Below are 20,747 nucleotides of genomic sequence, written 5' to 3'. Positions count from 1 at the left end.
GCGCCTTCCCTTCTGCCTGGCCCTGCACGTTCCGAGCACCGTATTCGCGGTCCCGGAGGTTGTCAATGGAATAAATTGATATCTAGAAAAATTTCCCACCAGTCGCTAGGGTGCCGCCCATGGAGTCACACACATGACGAGGTTCCGAGTGGCGCTCGCCGGCGCCGGTCACTGGCACACGCCCATGCACGTCCGCGGGTTCGCGGCTGCGTCGGCCACCGTGACGGCCGTGTGCGAGCCGCACGACCCCGCCGCCGCTGACCGCTGGGCCAGCGAGTTCGGCTGCCCCGCCTACCCCACCGTCGAGGACCTGCTCGACGCCGGCGGCTTCGACGTGGTGTGGGCGATGCCCCGGCACGCCGAGGCGGCGGCGCTGGCCGAGCGGCTCATCGCGGCCGGGATGCCCTTCGCCATCGAGAAGCCGTCCGGGCTGAACAGCTCGCAGATCCAGCCGCTGCTGGCGCAGGTCGAGCGGGCCGGCGCGTTCGCCGCCGTCGCGTTCATCAACCGGTACGGGCCGTTCTGGGAAGAGCTGCAGGCCCTGCGCGAAGCCGGGCACCTGTCCACCGTCGTACACGGGCACTTCCGGGTCATCAACGGCACCCCGGTCCGCTACGTGCAGGAGGGCGTGCCCTGGATGCTGGAGCCCGACGTCTCCGGCGGCGGCGCGCTGCGCAACCTCGGCAGCCACGGCGCCGACGCCATCTGCCAGCTCGCCGGCGACGACCCCGTCGTGCTCGCCGCCGCCACCACGTCCGGCCTGTACCGCGGTGAGGTCGAGGACTACGCCGCCGCCCTGGTCAGCGGCCGCGACGGTGGCATCTTCGGACTCGAGGCCGGCTACACCCACGGCCACATCGACGCCAGCGACCAGGAGTTCCGCGTCGCCGGACCCGGCGCGTACATCGTCGAGCGCCGCTCGGACGTCGTGGTCGCCACGCCCGACGGCGAGCGCATCCGCCGCGGCCTGTCGATCGACGAGCGCTACGCGCGGTTCGTCGTCGACACCCTCGACCGGCTCAGCGCGGGCCGGCCGCCGATCGCCACCATCGAGGACTGCTGGCGGGCCATGCGGCTCATCGACCACATCTACCTGTCGGCCGAGACGTCGGCCGAGCTGTCCCCCGGCGGCCTCTGAACGCCGCGCCGTCACGGTCCGGCGACCTACCCCCGACCCGTCGCCGCTCCGCGGCACGAAGGAGGACCCATGCCCCACCTCGCCGGCCGAGCCAGGGCGCCACCGGAGGGCCCAGACGTTTGGACCATGTGCACGGACGCGCCCCGGGCGCGTTCTGGTGATCTCCCAGCGTGTGAAGCATCCACTCGTGAGTCAAAGGAGACCCATGTCCGAACGCACCAGCCGGCGCCGCCTCCCTCGGGCGGTCCTCCCGGCCACCGCCGCGCTTCTCTGCACGGCGGCTCTGGCCCACTCCGGGGCCACCGCATCCATCGCCGCGGCGGCCTCGTACGCCGACGGCGTCACCTCCGGCGTCGTGTTCGAACGCGGCGAGTCCGGCTACCACTCCTTCCGCATCCCCGCGATCATCGAGGTCGACGGCGTCCTGCTGGCCTTCGCAGAGGGCCGGGTCAACGACGCCACCGACAACGGCGACATCGACATGGTCCTCAAGCGGTCGTTCGACGGCGGCTTGACCTGGGGATCGATCCAGGTGCTCGCCGACGACGCCAACAAGTGGGGTAATCCGGTGCCGATGGTCACCGCCGATGGCGACCTGGTCCTGAACATGACCCGCACCGGCGGCAACGTCACCGGCGAGGACGTGCGCTGCGGCACCGCCACCGAGCAGGAGACCCGGCGCTCGTTCATGCTGTACAGCAGCAACAACGGCGCGACCTGGACCGGTCTGACCGAGATCACGGCCGCCGTCCGGCCGTCCAACTGGGGGCACTTCGTCGGCGGCCCCGGTCACGGCGTCACCATGACCCAGGGCGACCACCCGGGCCGGCTGATCATCCCGGGCAACCACTCGATCGACCCGCCACCGGGCTCGGGCATCGACTGTCTCGACCCGAGGCTGCTCGGCGCCCACATCCTCTACAGCGACAACGACGGCGTCACGTGGGAGCTCGGCGCCGTCGACCAGCCGCAAGCCACCGGCTACCACCCGCACGAGTCCACCGCGACGGAGCTCGACGACGGCACGATCTACATGAACTCGCGCGACCAGCGCGGCGACAGCCCTGGCCTGCGCGTGGACACCACCAGCAGTGACGCGGGCGAGACGTTCGACGCGACGTTCGGGCCGGCCACCGGCGTCATGACGTCCGAGATCGGCGGGTCGGTGATCAACCTCCCGGACGGCGGCGGCCGGCTGGTCCTGTCCACGCCCGGCCATCCCACCGCGCGCGAGAACCTCACCCTCTGGTCCAGCTTCGACGACGGCGCGTCCTGGCAGGAAAGCCTCCAGGTCTACGACGGGCCGTCCGGCTACTCCGACCTGGTGGATCTCGGCAGCGACACCATCGGGGTGCTGTTCGAGAACGGCGAGCGCCTGTACGACGAGACCGAGCTCTTCTACAGCCACCTCATCAGCTTCGCCCGCGTCCCGGTCGCGCTCCTGGACGGTCCGACGGCGCCGGAGCCGGTGACGCCGGACGTCTCGGCCAGCGGGCACGACAGCGTGGTCAGCGGGGATCCGACGCTCGTCGACGCCGAGTTCGGCACCGGTATGGAGCTGGCCGGCGACTACGTCGAGCTACCCGCCACGAACGACCTGGAGTTCGGCAGTGGTGAGTTCACCGCGGCGATGTGGTTCCGCAGCACCGACGTCACCTACCAGCAGGCACTGTTCTGGGCGTACTCGCGCATCGACGGCGAACCCAAGTGGTGGATCCGGCTGGAACCGGATCAGAACCGCATCCGCGGGATGCTCGACAACAGCAGCACCACCCAGGCCGTCACCGCGACCGGGAACTTCGCCGACGGCGACTGGCATCACGTCGCGCTGGCCCGCGACAGCACCGGCCTCACGCTCTACGTCGACGGCGTCGCGGCCGGCACCGCGCCGGCGATCTCCGGCTCGGTCTCCGGCGACCCGCGCACCGGCATCCGCGTCGGCGCCCGCGTCGACGGCGTCAACAACCCGCTGCGCGGCGCCGCCGACGAGGTGTGGCTGTTCGACCGGGCGCTGAGCGCGTCCGAGGTCGGCACGCTGGCGTCGACGAACACCGGTCCCGCCGGGGCGACCGCGATCCACCTGCCGCTCGACGAGGTCGAGTGCGCAAGCGGCACGCAGACGACGTCGGACACCTCCGGCCAGGGCAACCCCGGCACCGTCGTGGGTTGCGCCGCACCCGTGACCGGTGAGTTCGGCGACGCCGCGGAGCTGTCGTACGCCGACCACGTCGAGGTGGCCGACGACACCACCATCCAGGTCGGCACGCAGCCGTTCACCGCGGCGGCGTGGTTCCGCACCGACGAGGACACCGACCAGGCGATCCTCTGGGCGCACGACGTCGGGGCGGCCAACCCGCAGTGGTGGGTGCGGCTGGAGCCCGGGCTGAACCGGCTTCGCGCCAACCTCAACAACGGCACGACGACAGCGACGCTGGCGGCGCCCGGGACGTTCGACGACGGCGAATGGCATCACGTCGCGCTCGTCCGCGGCAGCGGCGGGTTGTCGCTCTACGTCGACGGGATGCTGGCCGACACCGCGGCGGCGCTCAGCGGGTCGCTGTCAGCGGGCGCCTCCTACGGCATCCACATCGGTCAGCGCGTGGACGGGCAGAGCCCGCTCAGCGGCACCGTCGACGAGGTGTGGCTGGTGAACCAAGCGCTGACGGCCACTCAGGTCGGCACGCTGATGAACCTGAACACCGCGCCCAGCGGGTCGGCCCGGCTGCACCTGCCGCTCGACGACCTGTAGCTTTGCCGGGCTCCGTGGCCGGCGCGGCGCTCGTGACGGGCGCCGCGCCGGTCAGTCCTTGGTTACCGTCCGTTCGCGGCGACGATCGTCGTCAGCAGCGGGCCGATGCGGTCCACGTACGCCACCACCTGGTCGCCCGGCGCCAGATACTCCGGCGGGGTGCGTGCGTCGCCGACACCGGACGGCGTGCCGGTCAGCAGCACGTCGCCGGGGCACAGCGTCACGAACCGGGACAGCTCCGCGATCAGCGCCGGGACGTCGAAGACCATGTCCGCGGTGGTGGAGTCCTGCTTCACCGCGCCGTTGACGGTGAGCGTGAGGCGCAGGTCCCGCGGGTCGGGAACCTCGTCGCGGGTGACCAGCCAGGGCCCCAGCGGGCAGAACCCGTCCAGGCTCTTGCCGAGGAACCACTGGCCCTCGGGCCGGCCGTGCTGCTGGTCGCGGGCGGACAGGTCGTTCGCGGTGGTGTAGCCGAACACGGCGTCAGCGGCCTGCTCGGGTGACAAATGCCGTCCGCCGGCGCCCAGAACGACCGCTAGTTCGACCTCCCAGTCGACGCGGGTCGTGAGCGCGGGATCGACGGCCACGGCGCCCGGCCCGGTCACCGTCGTGGTGGCCTTGGTGAAGAAGATCGGGCTGGCCGGCGGCCCGGACGAGTGCTCGGACTCCTCGACGTGGCCGCGGTAGTTGGCGCCGACGGCGAACACGTTGCGACGCGGTCGCGGGATCGGGGCCAGCAGCTCCACGTCGCCGACGGTGAGGTCGCTCTCCTTGCCCTGCAGCGCGGCCAGATCGGCCAGCACCTCGTCACGTTCGGCGACCGCGAGCTCGAGCAGTGTCGCGACGTCCGCCGGGTACGACCGCCCGGCACGCGTCGCGTCGACCACCGCGACGGCGGCCAGCGCGCCGGGATCGTCGGCGGACACGCCGGCCGGTGGCACCGTGGCAGCGCCCCAGGAAGGGGTCGTCGCCCCGGGCCGTCGGAAGCTCAGCAGATGCATCGGTACCTCGTCTTTCGGTCAGCCGGTCGTCAGGGAACGCAGCAGGTCGCGGTCGGCGCGTAGGCCGATCTGTGCCGGCGGCAGCTGATCGGGGTACCAGCGCCGCTCGTACTCGAAGGTCAACGCGCCGGTGTAGCCGTCGAGCAGGCGCAGCGTCGCCGGCCAGTCCACCGTCCCCTCGGCCAGACCCACCGGCCGCCGCCCGTCGCCGGCGGGGACGAAGTTCTTGACGTGCACGTGCCGGATCAGCTCACGCTGCAGGTCGACGGCGACGGTGGCCGGCTCGGCCGCCATGATGGCGAGGTTCGCCTGGTCGTACAGGACCCCGACCGCCGGCGCCGTCGCGGCATCCACCAGTTCGCGGGTGGCCTTCGCGCTGGTCGCGAGCGTGTCCATGTGGTTCTCGACGTTCAGGCTGACGCCGGCCGCCTGCGCGTGTGGCGCGAGACCGCGCAGGGTCTCGGCCGCGCGGCGGACCGCGTCGGGTCGCTCTTCCGCCGGACGATCGTGCCCGGCCAGCACCCGGACGTGCCCGGCACCGAGCGCCGCGGCGAGGTCCACCGCCCGGCGCAGCGCGTCGGCGGTGTTCTGGCGATCGGTAGCGGCCTCGTGGTCGATGTCGCGGGCGTACGAGCACAGCGCGCCGACCCGCAGGCCGAGCCCGTCGGCGACGGAGGACACGGCGGCCGCCTCTGCCGGGCTCGCGGCCTGCGGGAGCGCCGCCGGGTAGTCGTCGGCGACTATCAGCTCGATGCCGTCGAGACCCAGCTCGTGTGCGACCGCCAGGCACCCTGCGGCATCGGTGTCCGGCGTAGCCATCGAGTGCAGCCACAGCGGCCATGGGCCGGGCCCGTCGTCCACTCCGTCACCACGCCTCTCCTCACGCATCGCGGTGACAGTTTAGAAATAAATGATGCTCTACTCAAGAGTTGAGCAGAAACTTCTACGGAGCGCCGTCCGCCCATCCCCCGTCGGGGCAGAACGCGGGACCGGCTCAGACCCAGTGGTTGTCGTGCTGTTCGTAGAAGGCGGCCTTCTCCTCGTCGGACATCTGGCTGGCCGCGACGTCGATGAGGCCCTCGAAGTAACCCTCGCGCGGCGCGCCGGGCGTGAAGAGCAGCAGCATCGAGGCCGGGACGCCGGTGACGCTGCGGAAGCCGTGCAGGCCGCCCGGCGGAACGTAGACGTAGTCGCCGGCGTTGGTCTCGAGCCATTCCTTGCCGTTGTAGATGCGCATGGTGCCGGAGAGGATGAAGAACGACTCGGAGATGGTGCGGTGGAAGTGCGGCGCGGGGCCGGACTCCTCCGGACCGGCGGTCCAGCGGTACAGGCCGAAGTCGCCGTCGCTGGACGCGCCGGTCGCGAGGTAGTCGATGGTGACGCCGGAGGACGGGTATGTCAGGTCCGGGCGCTGTCCTGCGGGCCGGTACGTGGCGCTGACCTCCCCGCCGTCACCGTGGTAGCGGGGTTCGGGGTACCGCAGCAGGCTCATGAGCTCGTCCCTTCGGTCGTCGACGACACCGCCTTCAACCTAGGGCGGGTGAAAAATCATTCCTACCCACGCGCCCGTGCGGGCTAGGTTCGGCGCATGGTCGAGGAGGTCCTTCAAGACGATCCGCACCGCCGCGTGGTGCGGGTCGGCGACACCGTCCGCCGGCCGGTCCAGCCGTGGTCGCCGGCGATCCACGCGCTGCTGTTGCACCTGGAGGAGGTCGGCTTCGGGTACGCGCCGCGGTTCCTCGGCATCGACGAGCACGGCCGCGAGATGCTCACCTTCGTCGAGGGCGAGTCGGGGCCGCAGAGCTGGGCGAAAGTGGTCGACGACGGTGGCCTGGCGCGGTTCGCCGAGCTGCTGCGGGAGTACCACGACGCCGTGACGGGGTTCGAGCTGCCGCCGAGTGTCGCCTGGTCCACCGATACCGACACCAGCGGGATCGACGGGGCCGAGGTGGTCTGCCACGGCGACTTCGGCCCGTGGAACGTCGTCTGGCAGGGCGCGGACCCGGTCGGCGTCATCGACTGGGACTTCGCCCACTGGGGCACCCGGAGCTACGACGTCGCCTACGCCCTGGAGTACGTCGCGCCGTTCCGCGACGACGCCGAGTGCCTGCGGTGGCTGCGCTACCCCGAGCCGCCGGATCGCCGGCACCGGATCGAGGTGTTCGCCGCTGCCTACGGCTTGGACTCGACCGACGGGCTCGTCGACGCCGTCATCGAGGTCCAGCGCGACATGATCGAGCGGGTACGCCGGCTCGCCGCCGCGGGCCAGCAGCCCCAAGTGGACTGGGTGGCGGCGGGCCACCTGGACGAGTTGCTCGCCCGGGTCGCCTGGAGCGAGGGCAACCGCCAGCTCGTCGAGGGAGCTCCATGATCATCAACGGTTGGCGACGTCACGGCGTCGCCAACCGTTGATGATCATGGACCACGGCGTCGACGAACGGCACCGACCGCACCACCTCGGCGGGCAGCAGGCCGGGCAGGCCCAGCAGTCGCTGTACCGGGTCGCCCGGTCCCGCCGCCGCGGCGCGCAGCTCGTCGGCCCGCGCGTCGGGCAACGGGGCGTCGTCGCGGACCCGGCGCAGCACGAACGCGACCCAGGCGGCCAGCCCGTACGCCGCGCCGGCGGGCAGCTCGCCGGCCGCGAGGCGATCGGCGACGACCCCACCCCAGCGCTGCGGGATCTTCAGGGTGCCGTCGGTGGCGACCTTCTCGGTCGTGTGCCGCAGGTGCGGGTTGGCGAACCGTTCCAGGATGCTCTCGCCGTAGTGGGCCAGGTCGAGGCCCGGCGGCGCGGTCAGGGTCGGCAGGGCGTCGTCGAACAGGTAGGCGCGGGCGCTGGCGGCGACGGCGGGATCGGCGACGGCCGCGGCGATGGTCGCGTGCCCGGCCAGCGCGCCGCCGTACGCCACCAGCGAGTGGGTGCCGTTGAGCAGCCGCAGCTTCGCCCGCTCCCAGGGCCCCACGTCGTCGGTGAACACGACGCCGGCGCGTTCCCAGGCCGGCCGCGGTCCGGCGAAGCGGTCCTCGACGACCCACTGCCGGAACGGCTCGGCCACGACCAGTCCCTCGTCGAGCGTACCCAGCCGAGCGGCGACGGCGGCGCGCTGCTCGTCCGTCGTGGCCGGGACCATCCGGTCGACCATGCTGGCAGGGAACGTCACCGCGCCGTCCAGCCACGACCGCAGCGCGCGACCGGCGTCGCCGGGCAGCGCCGCGTCGACCGCCGCGCGCACCAGCCGGGCCAGCAGGGCACCGTTGTCGGCGAGGTTGTCGCACGACAGCACGGTGATCGGGGCGCCGCCGGCTCGCCTGCGGGCCGCCAGCGCGCGCACCAGCAGCCCGACCGCGCTGCCGGCCGGGCGGTCGGCGACGCCGCCGGCCTCCTCCGCCGCCAGCGCGTCGAGGTCGGTGCGGACAACCGCCACGTCCAGGGCGCCGTCGGCGGTGCGGCTGTAGCCCTGCTCAGTGACGGTGAGCGTGACGACCTGCGTGGTGGGCGCGGCGACGGCGGCCAGCACCCGCGGGGTTTCGTCGGCCGGGTGCGCGACGTCGACGACCGACCCGACGACCCGCAGCGAGGACTCGTCCGCACCGAGCGTCAGCACGCCGAACAGGCCGTCCTGCGAGCGCAACTGGTCGCGGACCGTGGCCGAGCGCTGGGTGACGCCGAGGATGCCCCAGCCGGTCTCGCCGGTGGCCGCGGCGGCGTCCTCGGTGAGGACGGCCTGGTGGGCGCGGTGGAACGCGCCGATGCCCAGGTGCACGATGCCCACCCGCTCCGGCCGCGCCGCCGGCACGCAGACGTCCGGTGCGACGTCCGCGGCGGCCGCCAGCCAGCCGGCGCCCAGCCGGCCCGTGACCGGCCGGTCGACGCCCGGCCGGCCAGTCACGGCGCGATCCCGGTGGACGCACGGACGACGAGCTCGACCGGCACCCGCACCTGGCCGCCGGACTCGCCGTCGGCCCCCGCGGCATCGGCGGCGCCCGCACCGGACCGTCGCGATCGCCGGACGCTCTCGAGCACGACGTCGGTGGCCACGGCGCCGAGCGCGGGCAGGTCGGCACCGACGCTGGTCAGCTCCGGGGAGGCGAGGGTGGCGACGAACGTGTCGTCCCAGCCGACCACGCTGAGGTCGCGCGGCACGTCGAGACCGCGGGCGCGGAGCCGCTCGATCAACCCGATGGCGACGAGGTCGTTGTACGCGACCACCGCGGTGGCGCCGGAGGCGACGACGAGGTCGGCGGCGGCGTGTCCGCCGGCAACGTGCGGGCGGAACGCGCCGAGCTGAACCGCGCGCACGTCCGGCAACTCGCGCACCGCCTGGTCCAAGCCGGCGCGTCGCCTCGCGTCGGACCACGACCGGGCCGGCCCGCCGACGTAGGCGACGCACCGGTGGCCCAGAGCGCGCAGGTGCTCGACCGCCTGCCGCATGCCGGACACGTCGTTCGCGGTGACCGACGGACGCACGCCGAGCTCGCGGTTGACCAGGACGAGCGGCACGGCGCCGACGGCGTCGAGGTCGCGCTCCGCGGCCCGCGGCGAGCACAGCACGAGCCCGTCGATCTGCGGACCCATGCCGGTGACCAGCTCGACCTCGAGCTCGGGGTCCTCACCGGTGTCGGCGACCAGGACGGCGTACCCGCAGGCGCGCGCCCGCGCCTGCGCGCCCTTGGTGAGCGAGGCGAAGTAGGGGTTCTCCAGGTCGGGCACGACGAAGCCGACGGCGCCGGTGCGGCCGGCACGCAGCCGGCTGGCCGCGGAGTTGGGCCGGTAGCCCAGCTCTTGCGCGGCGAGGACGACGCGGGTGCGGGTGCTCTCGGCGACCCGCTCGGGCATGGCCAGCGCACGCGAGACCGTGGAGATGGACACCCCGGCGGCCCGCGCGACGTCATGGACGGTGACCAACCCCAGCCTCCTCACGGCAACTTGCAAAGGATTCTAGCAAGCTGGCCCTGTCGACCCTTTCAAGCAGGTGAACGGCATGGCATGGTATGAAAACGTTCGCACGGGTCCACCGACGCCGCGTTTGGTGACCCGGCCGGGTGGTCCCGACGTTCCGGCCGGACCGGTTGGTCCGTTCCGGGATACGACCAGTTTCCCGCGGTCGCGAGCCGCGGGATTTCCGCTGCGCGGGCCGGGCCTAGCCGCGGTGAGTGAGGGTGCGGGTCATGAAGACGCTGAGCGGGTCCGGGCGGTAGTCGGCGAACGGCTCGCAGTAGGCGAACCCGAACTTCCGGTAGAGCCGCCGCGCCGGCAGGAAGAACTCGTCGGCCCCGGTCTCGAGGCTCATCCGGGTGAACCCCATTCGGGTGGCCTCGCCGATGATGTGCTCCAGCAGCGACGACGCGATCCCGCCGCGCTGCCTGGCCGGCGCGGTGCGCATCGACTTCAGCTCGGCGTGGCCGGCGTCGAGGCGCTTGATGGCGCCGCAGCCGACGATGCGGCCACCGTCGGTGACCGACCAGAACGTGACCTCGGGCCGGCGCAGGCCGTCGAGATCGAGCGCGTGCTTGCTCTCCGGCGGGGTGATGGAGAGCATCTGCCGGACGTGCTCGTCGAGGAACCCGGCGATCTCCGGGCCCGAGAGGTCGTCGATCGTGATCTTCATGGTTCTCCGTCTTCGTGGTACCTGCCGTCGTGCGGCCGGCGTCTCGACCGTATGTCGCAGCAGGTGACGTCCGGGTTTCCAGGCGTTACGGCGAGATGTCCGGCCGAAAGAACAGCGCCGCCGGCGGCCCGCGGTGGTAGCGAGCGGCCGGCGGCGCCACGACGTCGGATGCGGGTCAGCGCCCCACGTCGGCCAGGTCCTCGGTGTCGTCGACGTCGTAGACGGGGCCGGCCTCGCGCCGGGCCTGGGCGCGCTGGGTGACGGCCGGCGGCTCCTGGAACTCGACGGTGACGCCGGGCGCCCCGGCCTCGACGACGAACTCCGCGGCGGTGCGCACGGTCGCCCCGCTCGGCTGCCAGACGGTGTCGACCAGCCGCAGCGAGCTCAGCATCCGTTCGCCGTCGACATCGCAGACGACGTAGCCACGCTGGTTGTCGAAGAACTTCCAGTGCGGGCTCTCCGCCGCGATCGGCCGGTAGGTCTGCTGGAACGCGTCCGGGTCGGAGTCGCCGCCGGACGAGATCGAGGTTCCGGTGATCTCGGCACCCACGACCGGAGCGGACGGGTCGTCGAAGTCCGGCTCGAGGTCGCAGACCCAGGTGCAGTGGCGGTCGCCGGTGAGGACGACGGGGTTGGCCACCTGGCCGCTGCCGAACAGCTCCAGCAGCCGGCGCCGCTGGACGCGGTAGCCGTCCCAGTTGTCGAGGTCGAAGGTGTCCTCGGGACCGGCGGTCCGGTCGTTCTGCGCCCACATGACCTGGTTGGCCAGCAGGTTCCAGCGGGTCCCGCCGTCGGTGAGCCCGTCGACGAGCCAGCGCTCCTGGTCCTCGCCGGTCATGGTCAGCGACGGGTCGGTCGAGGCCGCCTCGAGCGTCGCCGGCTGGTCCGACCGGTACTGCCGGGTGTCCAGGACGTGCAGGTCGACCAGGTCGCCGAACCGGAGCCGCCGGTAGAGCTGCAGGTCCAGGCCGCGCGGGCGGGCGCCACGGCGCAGCGGCATGTGCTCGTAGTACGCCTGGAACGCCGCCTCGCGCCGGGCCCGGAACGCCTCGGGCGTCTGAAGGTCCGGGTCCTGCGGGATCTCGTCGGCCCAGTTGTTGTCGACCTCGTGGTCATCCCAGGTGACGATCCACGGGAACGCGGCGTGTGCGGCCTGCAGGTTGGGATCGGACCGGTACTGGGCGTGCCGGTTGCGGTACTCCGCGAGCGTGACGGGCTCACCGGTGCCCTCGTGGGTGCGGACGGTGGTGGTCCGGGGCACCGACTCGTAGATGTAGTCGCCCAGGAACGCGACGAAGTCGAGGTCCTCCGCGGCCAGCGCCTCGTAGGCGGTGTAGTAGCCGTCCTGCCAGTTCTGGCAGGACGCGAACGCGAAGCGCAGCCCGGACGAGACGGCGCCGGCCGGCGCGGTGCGGGTGCGGCCGACCGGGGAGATCCGGCCGCCGGCGCGGAACCGGTAGACGTAGTCCGCGCCAGACTCCAGGCCGTCGACCTCGACGTGGACACTGTGGCCCTCCTGGGGTAGGGCGACGGTGCGCCCTCGGCGCACGACGCGGGCGAACGCGTCGTCCTCGGCCACCTCCCACTCCACCGGATACGGACGGCTCGGCATCCCGCCGCCGGCCAGCGGGTCCGGCGCGAGCCGGGTCCACAGCACGACGCCGTCCGGCAGCGGATCACCGGACGCGACACCGAGGGAGAAGACACCGTCGGGCAGCGAGCCGCCGGTGCTGGGCGCCGCGGCGTACGCGCCGTCGACGCGGATCAGGGACGGGACCGAGACCGCGGCGGCGGAGGCACCGAGGCCGGCGACGAAGAGACGACGAGACAGGGACGCGCCCGTTGGACGCTCGGGGGAAGCTTCCATGCGCACCAACGGTCCGCTTGGAAGGTTAACGCCGGGCATGACTCATGATGACCGGTCTCTGAACGTCGTCGGTGCGCCCGGGGCCGGCTCCCGGGCGCAGGCGCTGAGGCGTGCCTCCCCGCCGCTGGGCCTCAGCGCTCCTCGCGGAACCCCACGTGCCGGCGGGCCAACGGGTCGTACTTGCGCAACACCAGGCGATCCGGGTCGTTGCGCCGGTTCTTGCGGGTCACGTAGGTGTAGCCGGTGCCGGCGGTCGAGCGGAGCTTGACCACCGGGCGAAGCTCGGTGCGAGCCATCGACCTCTCCTTCCAGACGTCGGGTGTGCCTCAGCCCTGGCGTGCCTTGCGGCGCGGGTTCGCCGGGTTGATGACGAAGACCCGGCCGCGCCGCCGCACGACCTGCGATCCGGGCGCGTTCTTCAGCGACCTCAACGAGGTGCGGACCTTCATCGGCGGGCCACCTTCCTGTAGTTGAGAACTGATTTCATCAACACGGGCGTCGAGGCGCTCATTCCCACCGACGTGCGGTCGGCGTCAACCACTGTCGCCCGAGAAGCCGGACCTGATGCGCACGCACACCTGATCACGGGGGTGGTTCGCTCTCCAGCCCGGCGAGGTCGGCGCCGGATCCGCACCGTCCAGGGGACCCGCCCGTCGGACGAGTGAAGGCCCGAGCGCGCCGGGCGACCGCTTCACCCTGATCACGCTGGCCGCGTCAGCCGGATTCGCAGCGCAGCCACGCACCGGCCCAGTCGGCGTGGTCCTGGCCGACGCCGTTGCCACCGTCGTCGACCACGAGGGCCAGCGTCTGGACGCCGGTCACGTCGAGATCGACCCAGCGGGCCGCGGAGGTCTGGGTCATCACCGGTGACGCGAAGATCTCCTGGCCGTCAGCTTCGACGTGGAACCGAACGCTGCCGCCGGCGACCTCGTCGTCGACCCCGATGTCGGTCTGGAACCGGCTGCACCGGCCGGCCAGGTCGAGCGTGATCCGCGACGGCGCGTGCACGCCGACGCCGACGCCGTACTGCCGGCCGTTGATCGACATGCGGGCACCGTCGCCGGGCTGGTCCTCGCCGTTGCTGGTGTCGCGCTCGGCCGGGCCCCAGCCGTTGGTCTGCGACGCCCACTCCCACTCCGACACGTGCCGGCCGCCGGAGACGATGTCGACCCGGCCGGAGCCGACCGCGGCGCCGCCGTGCCGGACCTCGACGTCGACGGTGCTCCATCCGGTCCGGCCGCCTGGGAGCAGCCGCACCGACGCGTTCACCGTCGCGCCCGGCGGGACTGCGACCGGCGACGTCGGCACGTCGAGCTGCCAGAAGCCGAGGTTGCCGACGACCAGCTCGACCGTCTGCTCGCGGTCGGAGACGTTGGTGACCGGGACCGTGATCGTCACCGGGCTGGTCGCGTCCGGGGAGCTGGCCGGCGCTGCCACCGGCGGGCCGGTGGTCTCGACCGGGGGCCGGACGGTGAGGTCGGTCGCGAAGTCGGCGCGGTCGCGGCCGCCCGCATCGGTCACCGCGCCGCCGAGGTACAGGTAGCCGCCGGCGTCGTCGTCGACGGTGACCCGCACGGTCCACGTGACCTGCTCGCCGGGCAGCAGCGCACCCGGCCGCGGCGCGCTCACGACCCGCGCGGACCAGCCGGGCTGGTCGGGCAGATCCAGCCGCGGCGCCGGCACCGGGCGCTCGCCGGTGGCGGTGGCGGTCACCGTCATCTCGACGACGTCGCCGGCCGCCACCTCGCCGTCCGGCCGGGAGACGGTGACGTCCAGGTCCCCGTCCGCCCGCAGCCCTCGGAGCACCGCGTGCCGGCCCAGCAGCATCGCCGACCACGCCGGCGCGCTGCTCTGCGCCCTCGGGTCGACCGCGCCGAGGACTTGCGTGAACAGGGGGTCGTCGCGGCCGTAGCGCTCGGCGTACCTGCGCAGCAGCTCCGCGTCGTCCAGGCCGTCGGTGAACGTCTCCCAGCGGATCGACGAGACCGGCCCGTCCTCGCCCGGGTACACGATGTACTCGTCGCCCTGGCCGTAGCGGAAGCTCGGGTCGGCGAAGACGTCCTCCGGCCAGGAGTTGTAGGTCCAGCGCAGGTAGCCGTCGAGATTCTTCTGCGCGACCACCCAGCCCAGCACGCGCGCGGAGATCGGCGGTGACGCCGTCACGGTGTTGGGCCGCAGCGGGTTGAAGTACGTGTAGAACAGCGTCGGCTTGCCCTCGGCGCGGCGCTGGGCGATGTCCTCGTCCGGCACGCTGTCGAGAAACGAGTAGTTGTAGCTGACGTAGTCGGCGAAGTCCTGGACGTCCAGGCTGTTCGCGGCGACCGCGATCTTGTCCAGCCACTCCGGCGCCTCACCGGTGAGGACGTCGAACACGATCTCCAGCTCGTCGGCCGGCCGCTCGTCGAAGCCGAGCGACGCGTCGTCGAACCAGCCCTTCTCGGTCAGGTGCGCCGTGAACGCGCGCAGGAACTGGCCCCAGCCCTCGCGGTAGCGCGCGTCGCCGAGATCGACCTCCTCGACCACGCGCTCACCGGTGCTGGTGTCGGTGTAGACGAAGCGTTCCCGGTGGTCGAACTGGAGCATCGCGAAGGCGTGGATGCGCTCGCCGATGCCCGCCGCGCGGGACTCCTCCACATAGCGGTCGAAGACGCCGAAGTCGAAGCCGAACCGCTCGCCGTCCCAGCTCCACTCGACCATGGACGCGAAGTGGCTCCACGTCTGCGGCCGCCACTCGCCCTGGTGGTCGACCATCCACGGGTCCTCGGTGACGGCGACGTTGACCACCCGCTGCCCGTGCTCGGCGAGGTCACGCAGGTACGGGCGCATCGCCGCCCAGTGTTCCTCGCTCCACAGCGGCGTACCGGTCTGGTCGGCGACCGCGTCCGGGTGCGCCCAGAGGTCCAGCGTGAACGGCCGGTCCGCCATCGGCTCCACAGCGACGTCGGCGACGACCACCTGCAGCGTCCACCCGCCCAGGCTGCGACCGCCGCCGGTCACGTCCACCGTCGCCGAGTAGACGCCGGGCGCGGCGCCGGCGGGGACGTCGACGGTGAACCACACCGGCTGGTTGGCGTTCTCGGCTACGTCGACGGAGGCGACGTCGAGCAGCGGGTCGGCCACCACACCGCCGGAGTCGAACGGGATGTACCGCGGGTAGCGCACCTGGACGGCCTCGGCCGGCAGCGCGCCGCCGTGCCGCGACCGCGGCCGCCCGACCGACACGTTGAGCTCGTCCAGGCCGCCGGACGCGTGGACCGCGAGCTGTGCGGAACTCCGACCGCCGGCCGGCACGTCCAGCCGGAGGACCTCGCCCTCACGCACCGTCGCGCCGGGGCCGGCGTCCTGCTCCACCCGGACGAACGACGAGCTGGCGAACGACCCCGTCGGCACCCAGACGACGGGGTCGGCTCCCACGGCCGCGGCCGTGGGAGCCGACCCACCACCAGGAGGCAGCGCGGCGACAGTGGTGACGATGGTGGCGATGGCGATCACGGTGCGCAGACCCAATCTCATGTGCCTACTCCTGATCGGACGACGGGTGACCCGAGCAGATTCGCGCAGATCGCCCCTGTTCGTCAAGATCTTGACACCATGCCGGCCCGCCGCCCCGAGGTAGGCACCGCGACGTAGGCCGGGCCTCACCCACCAGGGGTGAGGGACCCTTCGGGCGAGTTCCCGGGCGCGGCCGACAGGAGCTCGGCGAAGTGGCAGGCGCTGGGGTGCAGGCCCAGACGGATCTCCAGGGCGGGCTCGACCTGCGCGCACACGTCCTGGGCCTTCCAGCACCGGGTGCGGAACCGGCACCCCGACGGCGGGTCAGCCGGCGACGGGACGTCGCCGCCGATGATGATGCTCTCGCGCTGCGGCTGGTCCCACGGACGCGGGACAGGGACGGCGGACAGTAGCGCCTGGGTGTACGGGTGGGTGGGCCGCTGGAAGATCTCCTCCTGGTCGGCCACCTCGACCACCCGGCCCAGGTACATGACGGCGACCCGGTCGGCGACGTGCCGGACCACCGACAGGTCGTGCGCGATGAACAGGTAGGTGAGGCCGAGGTCGGCCTGCAGGTCGGCGAGCAGGTTGAGCACCTGGGCCTGGATCGACACGTCCAGCGCCGACACGGCCTCGTCGCAGATGACGATCTTGGGCTTGAGCGCGAGGGCGCGGGCGATGCCCAGGCGTTGCCGCTGTCCGCCGGAGAACTGGTGGGGGTAGCGGTCGGCGTGGCTCGGGTCCAGGCCCACCCGGGCGAGAAGGTCGCTCACCTCGTCCCGCCACCGCGAGCGGGACACGACGTCGGGATGGATCTCCCAGGCCTCGGCCACGATCTGGCCGGCGGTCCGGCGCGGGTTCAGCGACGAGTAGGGGTCCTGGAAGATCATCTGGATGTCGCGACGTGCCGCGCGCAGCTCTGCCGGCGACGCCGACGTCAGCTCCCGGCCGTCGAAGGTGACGGTGCCCGAGGCGGCCTTCTCCAGCCCGATCACCGTCCGCGCCAGGGTCGACTTGCCCGAGCCGGACTCGCCGACCAGCCCGAGCGTCTCGCCCGGGCGCAGGTCGAAGGACACGCCGGCGACCGCCTGGATGTGTCCGGTGACCCGGCGCAGCAGGGCCGAGCGGATCGGGAAGGTCGTGTGCAGCTCACGCACCGAGAGCAGGGGCTCAGACGGGCTCGCGCTCACCGGCCAGCACCTCCTCGGCGTAGTGGCACGCGGACCGGTGCTCCTCGGGGCGCCCGTCGATCGGCCGGAGCACGGGATCGTCGACGGAGCACCGGTCGGTGGCGTGCGGGCAGCGCGGATGGAACGAGCACCCCGACGGCAGGTCCAGGAGGTTCGGCGGCGCGCCGCGCACCGGCGTGAGCCGTTCGCGCGGCGCGTCGAGGTCCGGGATCGACGCCATGAGGCCCCGGGTGTACGGGTGGGCGGCATGGTCGTAGACCTCACGGATGTCGCCGGTCTCGACCGCGCGCCCGGCGTACATGAGCAGCGCCCGGTCGGCCACGTCGGCCACCACCCCGAGGTCGTGCGTGATCAGCACCAGCGCCATGCCCTCCTCGCGCCGCAGGTCCGCCAGGAGCCGCATGATCTGCGCCTGGACGGTGACGTCGAGCGCCGTCGTGGGCTCGTCGGCGATGAGCAGCCGCGGCTTCAGCGCGAGCGCCATGGCGATCATGATCCGCTGGCGCATGCCGCCGGAGAACTGGTGCGGGAAATCGTCCACCCGTCGCCGGGCGGCCGGGATGCCGACCCGCTCCATCAACTCGACGGCGGCGGCGCGAGCGTCCCGGCGCGACGCGCCTCGATGCCGGCGGAACATCTCGCCGATCTGCCAGCCGACCCGGAAAACCGGGTTGAGTGAGCTCAGCGGGTCCTGGAAGACCATCGCGATCTCGTCGCCGCGCAGCTTGCGGACCCGGTTCGGGTCCTCGGCCAGCAGGTCGCGACCGTCGTAGACGATGCTGCCGGCTACGACCTCACCGGCCGGTCTGGGCAGGATGCCCATGATGGCCTGGGCGGTGACGCTCTTCCCGCTGCCGGACTCGCCGAGGACGGCGAGGGTCTCGCCCCTGCGCACGTCGAACGACACGCCGTCGACAGCCCGGACCTGGCCGGCGCCAGTGCGGAACCGTACCGCGAGGTCACGCACGCTGAGCAGTGGAGTGTCCGTCACGGCCGCCTCACAGGTTCTTCAGCTTCGGGTCGAACCGGTCCCGCAGCGCGTCACCGAGGAGTCCGAACGACACGACGAGCAGCGCCAGGCAGATGCCCGGGATGGTCGAGATCCACCACGCGTCGCCCAGGTAGTTCCGCCCGTTCGCGATGGTGACGCCCCAGCTCGGTGAGCTGGCCGGGGTGCCGAGGCCGAGGAAGCTCAGCGACGCCTCGGCCAGGATGACGTGGCCGATCTCGACCGTCGCGACGACCAGCACCGGTGCCGCGCAGGCCGGCAGGACGCAGCGGCGCACCAGGTGCCAGGACCTCGCGCCGAGAGTCCGAGTCGCGTCGACGAAGTCTCGGTTCTTCGTCACCAGGACCTGGCTGCGGGCAACCCTCGCGAACGTCACCCAGTTCGAGATGGCCAGCACGATGACGACGTTCACCACGCTCGGGCCGAGCAGCGCGGCGATGAAGATGGCCAGCAGGATCGACGGGAACGTGAGCTGGACGTCGGCCAGGCGCATCAGCGCACCGTCCAGCCACCGGCCGTACCACCCGGCCACGACGCCGATGGCGACACCGATCACCCCGGCCAGCAGCAGGGTGGCGACGCCGACCGCGATGGAAATCCGCGCGCCCTGCAGCACCTGGGCGAACAGGTCCTGGCCCACCTGGTCGGTACCGAAGATCGCCAGCGACCCGTCCTCGGTGCGCGATCCGGGCGGCAGCAGCCGGTCGCCCGTACTCGTCGCGACAGAGTCGTACCCGACGAGCCACGGCCCGAAGACGGCCGCGAGGACGTAGATGCCGATGACGGCGCTCGCGAAGCGGATGCGCCCCGATCCGGCCCGGCGGCGGGCCCGGACGACCTGCTCCGGGACGGGAGCGGCCGGTGGGCTGCCGAGGTCGGTGAGAGTGTCGGTCATGGTTCACCCGGCCAATCGCACTCGGGGGTCGAGGTAGCCGTACAGGATGTCGACGACGAGGTTGACCAGCACGAAGACGCCGGCGATGAAGAGCACGGCGGCCTGGACGACGCCGTAGTCGCGATGCGAGATCGCGTCCACGAGCAGCCGGCCGACGCCTGGCCAGGCGAACACCGTCTCGACGATGACGGTGCCGCCGAGCAGCTGGCCGAACTGTAGGCCGACCACCGTCACGACCGGGATGAGCGCGTTGCGGGCGGCGTGCGGGAAGATCACTACGCGTTCGCGCAGGCCCTTCGCGCGGGCGGTCTGCACGTAGCCCTCGTGGATCACTTCCAGCAGCCCGCTGCGGGTCAGCCGGACCAGAATCGCGAGGAACGGCAGGGCGAGCGTCACCGCCGGGAGCACCAGGTGCTGCCAGCCGCCGGTGCCGCCGCTGGGCAGCACGTCCAGCGTCCGGGCGAACACCAGGATGAAGACGATGCCCACCCAGAACGCCGGAGTCGACTGCCCCACCAGCGACAGCACCGAGATGACCCGGTCGGTCAGCGTGTTGGCCTTCAGCGCCGCGACCACGCCGAGCGGGAACCCGATGAGGATCGACAGCCCGAGCGCGGCGACCGCCAGCTGCGCGGTGTTCGGCAGCCGGGACAGCACCAGGTCCATGGCGTCGACGCTCATCCGGAACGACTCGCCGAAGTCCAGCCGCACGACGTCGCGCAGGTAGATGCCGTACTGGACGATCAGCGGTTCGTCCAGGCCCATCCGCGCCCGCAGCTCGTCGACTTGGCTCGCCGTCGCGTCCGGGCCCAGCAGCACCATGGCGGGGTCGCCGGGCACCAGCCGCAGCACCAGGAAGATCACCGAGACGGCGCCCCAGAGCACGAAGACGGAGAACAGCAGCCGGCGGGCGAGGTAAGCCGGCATCAGGCCCCCTGGGCGTGGGCCAGGACGACCACTGGAGCAGCCTCGTCCAGCAGGCCGGCGCCGATGCGGTCCGCACACGCGGTGACCGCCGCGGCCAGCCCACCCAGCTCGGCCGGATGCGTCACCCGCGACGGGATCCGTACGGCCACCGCGGCGACGGCCAGCCCGTCGTGGTCGAGCACCGGAGCGGCCACCGCCCGCCCGGTCTCGGCGTACTCGCGGTCCTCGACGGCGTAGCCGCAGGTACGCGTCCTGGCCAGGGCGCGCAGCAGGCCGTAGGCGTCGGTCACCGTGCGGGCGGTGAGCCGCGGGAACGGAGCGCGCACCACGAACCGGTCCACCTCGACCCGCGGACGATGCGCGAGGTAGGCCTTGCCCAGCGCGGTCGCGTGCATCGGCAGCGGTGACCCAGGCTCCGCCGCGGACTGGCCGGCCGTCGCAGTCCGCACCAGCTGGCCGCCGCGTGGCTGCCCGTAGCTCACCGCCTCGCCGGTGCGCTCGTGCAGCTCAGCCAGGGCGGGGTGCACGACGGAGTCCGGTCCGGCCTCGCCTCGGGCGGCTCGCGCCAGGTCGAGTGCCCCGAGGCCGACGACGTACCGGTTGGCCTCGTCGCGGCGGACCAGGCCGAACTCGACGAAGGTCGCCAGCATCCGGTGGACGGTGCTCTTGTGCAGGCCGACGGCGTTGGTGATGTCGGTCAGCGTGCGCGGATGGCCGTGCCGGCTCAGCTCGGTCAGCACCTCGAGGGCGCGGCTCAGCGACTTCATCGATCACTCACCCCTGTGCTCTGGTCGGCGGTCCGGCGCACGCGCTCGCGAGGGCCGGGCAGCGGGTGGAGCCGCGCCCAGGTTCACCCGGCGCGGCCGACGC

Annotated in this window: 18 protein-coding genes; 3 read left to right on the top strand and 15 right to left on the bottom strand. The window is 72.5% G+C overall.

Going from position 1 to position 20,747, the window contains the following annotated elements; all coding sequences use genetic code 11:
* The first annotated feature begins 133 nt into the window (after positions 1-133).
* Positions 134-1,138, top strand: a complete 1,005-nt coding sequence (locus E1269_RS01870; protein WP_131890367.1) for a Gfo/Idh/MocA family protein — start codon at positions 134-136, stop codon at positions 1,136-1,138.
* A 205-nt stretch (positions 1,139-1,343) separates the two neighbouring features.
* Positions 1,344-3,887, top strand: a complete 2,544-nt coding sequence (locus E1269_RS01865; RefSeq protein ID WP_131890365.1) for a sialidase family protein — start codon at positions 1,344-1,346, stop codon at positions 3,885-3,887.
* A 62-nt stretch (positions 3,888-3,949) separates the two neighbouring features.
* Here the strand turns inward: E1269_RS01865 and E1269_RS01860 are convergent, their stop codons facing one another.
* The 3 genes from E1269_RS01860 to E1269_RS01850 form a co-directional block, all read right to left on the bottom strand.
* A complete protein-coding gene (locus E1269_RS01860; RefSeq protein WP_131890363.1) occupies positions 3,950-4,888 on the bottom strand; it encodes a fumarylacetoacetate hydrolase family protein in 939 nt (312 codons plus the stop codon).
* 18 nt (positions 4,889-4,906) lie between these two features.
* Positions 4,907-5,776, bottom strand: a complete 870-nt coding sequence (locus tag E1269_RS01855) for a sugar phosphate isomerase/epimerase family protein (protein ID WP_131890361.1) — start codon at positions 5,774-5,776, stop codon at positions 4,907-4,909.
* Positions 5,777-5,882: 106 nt separating this feature from the next.
* Complete coding sequence (locus tag E1269_RS01850; RefSeq protein WP_131890478.1) at positions 5,883-6,371, bottom strand: cupin domain-containing protein; 489 nt, start codon at positions 6,369-6,371, stop codon at positions 5,883-5,885.
* Positions 6,372-6,476: 105 nt separating this feature from the next.
* Between E1269_RS01850 and E1269_RS01845 the strand changes: the two genes are divergently transcribed.
* On the top strand, positions 6,477-7,259 hold the full coding sequence (locus E1269_RS01845; protein ID WP_131890359.1) for an aminoglycoside phosphotransferase family protein: 783 nt from the start codon (positions 6,477-6,479) through the stop codon (positions 7,257-7,259).
* A gap of 19 nt (positions 7,260-7,278) precedes the next feature.
* On the opposite strand, the gene E1269_RS01840 is transcribed toward E1269_RS01845, so the two are convergent.
* The 12 genes from E1269_RS01840 to E1269_RS01785 form a co-directional block, all read right to left on the bottom strand.
* Positions 7,279-8,778 (bottom strand): mannitol dehydrogenase family protein, encoded by a 1,500-nt coding sequence (locus E1269_RS01840; RefSeq protein ID WP_203432712.1) that lies wholly within the window; start codon positions 8,776-8,778, stop codon positions 7,279-7,281.
* Positions 8,775-9,794 (bottom strand): LacI family DNA-binding transcriptional regulator, encoded by a 1,020-nt coding sequence (locus E1269_RS01835; RefSeq protein WP_131890357.1) that lies wholly within the window; start codon positions 9,792-9,794, stop codon positions 8,775-8,777. The genes E1269_RS01840 and E1269_RS01835 overlap by 4 nt, the downstream gene beginning before the upstream one ends.
* 235 nt (positions 9,795-10,029) lie before the next feature.
* Positions 10,030-10,497 carry a GNAT family N-acetyltransferase gene (locus E1269_RS01830; protein ID WP_131890355.1) on the bottom strand — a complete coding sequence of 156 codons (468 nt, stop codon included), beginning with the start codon at positions 10,495-10,497 and terminating at the stop codon, positions 10,030-10,032.
* A 175-nt stretch (positions 10,498-10,672) separates the two neighbouring features.
* A complete protein-coding gene (locus E1269_RS01825; RefSeq protein ID WP_131890353.1) occupies positions 10,673-12,364 on the bottom strand; it encodes an alkaline phosphatase D family protein in 1,692 nt (563 codons plus the stop codon).
* Between the two features lie 131 nt (positions 12,365-12,495).
* The gene (gene rpmG, locus E1269_RS01820) at positions 12,496-12,660 is read right to left on the bottom strand and encodes a 50S ribosomal protein L33 (protein ID WP_131890351.1); all 165 of its coding nucleotides are present in this window, start codon (positions 12,658-12,660) and stop codon (positions 12,496-12,498) included.
* A 30-nt stretch (positions 12,661-12,690) separates the two neighbouring features.
* Entirely contained in the window at positions 12,691-12,813 is a 123-nt protein-coding gene (gene ykgO / locus E1269_RS01815; protein WP_131890349.1) for a type B 50S ribosomal protein L36, read from the bottom strand.
* A 265-nt stretch (positions 12,814-13,078) separates the two neighbouring features.
* A complete protein-coding gene (locus E1269_RS01810) occupies positions 13,079-15,877 on the bottom strand; it encodes a glycoside hydrolase domain-containing protein (protein ID WP_131890347.1) in 2,799 nt (932 codons plus the stop codon).
* A 125-nt stretch (positions 15,878-16,002) separates the two neighbouring features.
* Positions 16,003-17,046, bottom strand: coding sequence for an ABC transporter ATP-binding protein (locus E1269_RS01805; protein WP_131890345.1), 1,044 nt, complete (start codon positions 17,044-17,046; stop codon positions 16,003-16,005).
* Complete coding sequence (locus E1269_RS01800; protein WP_131890343.1) at positions 17,027-18,037, bottom strand: ABC transporter ATP-binding protein; 1,011 nt, start codon at positions 18,035-18,037, stop codon at positions 17,027-17,029. Before E1269_RS01800 ends, E1269_RS01805 begins: the two co-directional genes overlap by 20 nt.
* A 7-nt stretch (positions 18,038-18,044) precedes the next feature.
* A complete protein-coding gene (locus tag E1269_RS01795; protein ID WP_131890341.1) occupies positions 18,045-18,950 on the bottom strand; it encodes an ABC transporter permease in 906 nt (301 codons plus the stop codon).
* 3 nt (positions 18,951-18,953) lie between these two features.
* Entirely contained in the window at positions 18,954-19,877 is a 924-nt protein-coding gene (gene nikB, locus E1269_RS01790; RefSeq protein ID WP_131890339.1) for a nickel ABC transporter permease, read from the bottom strand.
* Positions 19,877-20,644, bottom strand: a complete 768-nt coding sequence (locus E1269_RS01785) for an IclR family transcriptional regulator (protein WP_131890337.1) — start codon at positions 20,642-20,644, stop codon at positions 19,877-19,879. Before E1269_RS01785 ends, nikB begins: the two co-directional genes overlap by 1 nt.
* Positions 20,645-20,747 lie beyond the last annotated feature (103 nt).

The sequence above is a fragment of the Jiangella asiatica genome (assembly GCF_004349065.1).
Taxonomy (GTDB): domain Bacteria; phylum Actinomycetota; class Actinomycetes; order Jiangellales; family Jiangellaceae; genus Jiangella; species Jiangella asiatica.
This window is presented reverse-complemented; position numbering and strand designations above follow the sequence as displayed.

Coding starts and splice junctions, on each gene's coding strand:
- E1269_RS01870 (WP_131890367.1), top strand. CDS start 134: ATGACGAGGTTCCGAGTGGCGCTCGCCGGCGCCGGTCACTGGCACACG.
- E1269_RS01865 (WP_131890365.1), top strand. CDS start 1,344: ATGTCCGAACGCACCAGCCGGCGCCGCCTCCCTCGGGCGGTCCTCCCG.
- E1269_RS01860 (WP_131890363.1), bottom strand. CDS start 4,888: ATGCATCTGCTGAGCTTCCGACGGCCCGGGGCGACGACCCCTTCCTGG.
- E1269_RS01855 (WP_131890361.1), bottom strand. CDS start 5,776: ATGCGTGAGGAGAGGCGTGGTGACGGAGTGGACGACGGGCCCGGCCCA.
- E1269_RS01845 (WP_131890359.1), top strand. CDS start 6,477: ATGGTCGAGGAGGTCCTTCAAGACGATCCGCACCGCCGCGTGGTGCGG.
- E1269_RS01830 (WP_131890355.1), bottom strand. CDS start 10,497: ATGAAGATCACGATCGACGACCTCTCGGGCCCGGAGATCGCCGGGTTC.
- E1269_RS01825 (WP_131890353.1), bottom strand. CDS start 12,364: ATGGAAGCTTCCCCCGAGCGTCCAACGGGCGCGTCCCTGTCTCGTCGT.
- rpmG (WP_131890351.1), bottom strand. CDS start 12,660: ATGGCTCGCACCGAGCTTCGCCCGGTGGTCAAGCTCCGCTCGACCGCC.
- ykgO (WP_131890349.1), bottom strand. CDS start 12,813: ATGAAGGTCCGCACCTCGTTGAGGTCGCTGAAGAACGCGCCCGGATCG.
- E1269_RS01810 (WP_131890347.1), bottom strand. CDS start 15,877: ATGAGATTGGGTCTGCGCACCGTGATCGCCATCGCCACCATCGTCACC.
- E1269_RS01795 (WP_131890341.1), bottom strand. CDS start 18,950: ATGACCGACACTCTCACCGACCTCGGCAGCCCACCGGCCGCTCCCGTC.
- nikB (WP_131890339.1), bottom strand. CDS start 19,877: ATGCCGGCTTACCTCGCCCGCCGGCTGCTGTTCTCCGTCTTCGTGCTC.
- E1269_RS01785 (WP_131890337.1), bottom strand. CDS start 20,644: ATGAAGTCGCTGAGCCGCGCCCTCGAGGTGCTGACCGAGCTGAGCCGG.